The 3,833-nt window shown below is 73.5% G+C and carries 4 protein-coding genes; 2 read left to right on the plus strand and 2 right to left on the minus strand.

Features of this window, described 5'->3' with window-relative positions:
• Positions 1-591, plus strand: a 591-nt coding sequence (locus ABZW11_RS46075) for a PfkB family carbohydrate kinase (RefSeq protein WP_355432871.1), incomplete at its 5' end; no start/stop codon positions are given.
• Here ABZW11_RS46075 and ABZW11_RS46080 read toward each other — a convergent pair.
• Positions 583-1,782, minus strand: a complete 1,200-nt coding sequence (locus tag ABZW11_RS46080) for an MFS transporter (protein ID WP_355432874.1) — start codon at positions 1,780-1,782, stop codon at positions 583-585. The genes ABZW11_RS46075 and ABZW11_RS46080 overlap by 9 nt on opposite strands.
• A gap of 241 nt (positions 1,783-2,023) precedes the next feature.
• Here ABZW11_RS46080 and ABZW11_RS46085 point away from each other — a divergent pair, with 241 nt between their 5' ends.
• Complete coding sequence (locus ABZW11_RS46085) at positions 2,024-2,929, plus strand: D-isomer specific 2-hydroxyacid dehydrogenase family protein (protein ID WP_355432877.1); 906 nt, start codon at positions 2,024-2,026, stop codon at positions 2,927-2,929.
• Positions 2,930-2,952: 23 nt separating this feature from the next.
• Here the strand turns inward: ABZW11_RS46085 and ABZW11_RS46090 are convergent.
• Positions 2,953-3,833 (minus strand): DUF4352 domain-containing protein (locus ABZW11_RS46090; protein WP_355432879.1); only part of this gene is annotated, 881 nt, incomplete at its 5' end.

The following is a 3,833-nucleotide window of genomic DNA, read 5'->3' on the forward strand; positions in this document are numbered from 1 at the left end:
CTGCTCGTGGGCCCCGACGGCCGCCGCAGCTCGCTGCACGACGCGCGGGCCACGCCGGGCGAGCGGCTGCCCCGCGAGCTTTACGCCGGCGTGCCGGTCAGGCATGCGCACGTGTCGATCATCGACGCCTGCCGCGACGTCTTCGCCGACCTCGGCGGCGTGCCCGTCTCCACCGACCTGCACGACTGGGACGGCGTCAATGACCACCACCGCGACTTCGCCCGCCAGGCCGACCTGGTGTTCCTGTCCGCCGCCGCGCTGCCCGACCCGGCCGCCACCATGCGCGAGGTCATCGAGCGCGGGCGGGCCCACACCGTCGTGTGCACGCGCGGCGCGCTCGGCTGCCTGGTGCTGACGCGCGGCTCCGCCGTCCTCCGTGCCTTCCCCGCCGCGCCGCTGCCGGGGCCGATCGCCGACACCAACGGCGCCGGCGACGCGTTCGTCTCCGGCTTCCTGTACGGCACCCTGCGCGGCAGACCCCTGGAGGAATGCGTACGTCTCGGCGCCGTCGCAGGGGCCCACGCCTGCACCGTGCCGGGCACCCACGAGTCCCCGATCACCGAGGCGGTGCTGCTCGCCCGCTCACCGTGAGCGGTCCAGCTCGCGCCAGGCCCGGAAGACGAAGGGCGGCGCCGAGATCAGCACGTAGACGCTGGTGAACATGAGCAGCGTCACGTCCAGGCCGGTCAGCGTGCTCAGCGAGCCCGCCAGCAGACCGCCGACCGGCATGCCGGCGTACGCGGCGGCCGTCATCGCGCCGATCACCCTGGCCCGCAGCCGGGCGGGGATCCTGTCGTACTGCAGGATGCCCAGGATGGGGTTGATCGCGCCCGCGGCGAACCCCGACAGCGCCGTCACCGCCAGCGCCACCGGGAACGGCGCGTCCAGGGTCAGCACCAGCACCCTCGGCACCCCGGCCAGCAGGAAGCACAGCCCGTACGTCAGCCGCATCGGTAATCGTCCGCCGGCCGCCCCGTACACGATGGTCCCGGCCACCGCGCCCGCCCCCAGCACGCCCGTGAGCAGGCCGAAGGCGCGCGGGTCGCCCACCACCTCGCGCGCGTAGAGCGCGAGCAGCACCTGCGTGACGCCCGTGTCGAGCAGGTTGACCACGACGACCATGGCGGTGGCGCTGAGCTGCAGCCGGTCCTGCCAGAGGAAGCTCAGCCCCGCGCGCAGGTCGCCGAGGTAGCCGGTCGAGTCGCGGGCGTTCCGCCGTACGCGCGGCACGCCCGCCCCGATGAGCAGCGCCGACAGCAGGAACGACACGCCGTCCACGAACAGCAGCAGGTGCGGGCCGATCCACATGATCAGCACCCCGGCCAGCGGCGCCCCGACCATGGCCGCGCCCCGGTAGACGCCGTCGTACGCCGCCGTGGCCCGCTCGATGCGCACCCCGGCCGCCAGCGACAGGTCGGGCAGCATGGCCTTGCGCGCGGTCTCGCCCGGGGTGGTCGCCAGCCAGCGCAGGAACAGCATCAGCAGGAGCAGCGGATAGCTGAGCCCCGTCGTCAGGAACAACGCCGGGACGGCCAGCGCGATCAGCCCGCTGACCAGGTCGGACAGCACGCTGGTCAGCCGGTAGCCGAACCGGTCCACCAGCGTGCCGCCGAAGGCCGCGGAGATCACGATGGGCAACGTGGTGGCGAACGAGGCCAGCCCCGTCAGCACCGCGCTCCCGGTCGTCTCCAGCACGAACCAGGGGACGGCGAGGATGGAGAGCATGTTGCCGGTGACGGACAAGGCGTTGGCGGCCAGAAAGGTGATGAATGGACGCCTCACGCGATGCCCCCGGCAACGGTTGTCGCTTCAGCGTTGCTCATGGGTGCCTTATGGTCAAGCGCCCCCTTTTGAGAGTCATAGTCCGATAAGTCAGATGATCACGCCACTTATGCGCCCGAAAGCCCATAAGTCGGGAATCATGCGATGGCGGGAGCGAGGAGACGAACGGGGGCGGATAGGCTCGTGGCCCTGACCTTGCGTGTCCTTGCGTGTCCTTGCGTACCTCCGGGAGGCTGCCCCGATGACCGTTGCCGTTCACGTCGGTCCTGAACCCGTCCCCGCGCTCATCGACGCCGTCGAACGCGGCGGCGGCCGGGTCGTGCCTCTTGAGCAGGCCGAGGCGATCGTCTACTTCGGCAGCGACGACCCCGCCGAGCTGCGCGGCATGCTGCACGAGGGCATCCGCTGGGTGCAGCTGCCGCACGCCGGCATCGAGCGGTGGGCCGACGCAGGCGTCATCACCGAGCACCCCGTCTTCACCGCCGCCACCGGCTCGTACGGCCCCGCCGTCGCCGAGCAGGCGCTGGCCCTCATGCTGACCGCCGCCCGCGACCTGCACCGCCACGCAAGGGCCACCACCTGGGGCCGCAACGACTCTCGGATGCTGGCCGGCTCGACGGTCGCCATCGTCGGCGCCGGCGGCATCGGGCGGGCGCTGACCCGGCTGCTCGAGCCGTTCGGCTGCCGGGTGGTGGCGGTCAGCGACCGCGGCGAGGTGCCGGGCGCCGACGCCATCCTGCCGCGCGCCCGCTACCGCGAGGCGCTGCCCGGCGCCGACCACGTCGTCGTCGCCGCGCCCGCCACCCCCGAGACCAGGGGCATGTTCGGTACGCGCGAGTTCGAGCTGATGGAGAAGGACGCCTGGCTGGTGAACGTCGCCAGAGGCAGCCTCGTCGTCACCGGCGAGCTGGTCGAGGCGCTGCGCGCGGGCGTCATCGGCGGCGCCGCCCTCGACGTCACCGACCCAGAGCCGCTGCCCGCCGGCCACCCGCTGTGGACGATGGAGAACGTCCTCATCACCCCCCACAGCGCCAACCCCCGCCCCGCTTACTGGCGCGGCCTGGCCGACCGGGTCACCGCCAACGTCCGCCACTTCGGCGCCGGCGAGCCGCTGGAAGGCGTGGCCTCTCCCAAGCAGGGCTTCTGACGCATCTGCCGCTGCGGGGGTGCTCAGTCGAGGTTGAGGCGGGCGCCCCTGCTCAGGCCGGAATCGTGCACCTCCAGGCCCAGCGGGTCGAGGTTCTTCGGCAGCTCGAACACCAGCGAGCCCTTGAACGTCCGGCCCGCCTCGATGCGGACCGGCGTGATCTCCTTGCCGTCGGCGTCGAGCAGCTTGGCGCCGTCGTGCAGGGCCTCGTCCTCGTCGATCAGCTTCTGCCGGCCGGGGTCGAGGACGCGAGCCTCCTGGCCGAGGTTCCTGACCTGGACGCCGACCTCGCACGTGCGCATGGTCGCCGCGCTGCCCGGCTTGGGGCACTTCGTACTGGTCACCGCGAACCGCAGCTTGCCGTCCTGCACCGGCCCGTCCGCGCCGACGCCCGGCGAGCGGAGGAACCACGACACCGCTGTCACCAGCAGCACCAGCAGCACGATGACGATCACGGCCGCCATCAGGCAGCCGGACAGCACCCCGCGCTTGGGCCGCGCCGGGTAGCCGGGGAGCGGGCCCTGCCCGGTCGTCGAGTGGGGCGGCCCCGCCTGATGGGGCATCGGCCCCTGCCCGCCCTGAGGCGGCATGGGCACCCGCGGCAGCGGCCCGGTGCGCTCGGCGGGCGGCGGCAGTTGCGCGCCCTGCGGCTGTGGTTGATGCGACGCCCCAGGCCGAGGCCCCGTGCGCTCGGCCGGTGGCGGCTGATGCGACGCCCCGGGCCGGGGTCCGGTGCGCTCGGCGGGGGGCGGCAACGGCGAGCCTCCCGGCCGGGGTCCGGTGCGCTCGGCGGGCGGCGGCAGTTGCGCGCCCTGCGGCTGTGGTTGATGCGACGCCCCAGGCCGAGGCCCCGTACGCTCGGCGGGCGACGGCTGCTGTGAGACGCCGGGACGCGGTCCGGTGC

The sequence above is a fragment of the Nonomuraea sp. NPDC004580 genome, from assembly GCF_040609855.1.
GTDB classification, from domain to species: domain Bacteria; phylum Actinomycetota; class Actinomycetes; order Streptosporangiales; family Streptosporangiaceae; genus Nonomuraea; species Nonomuraea salmonea.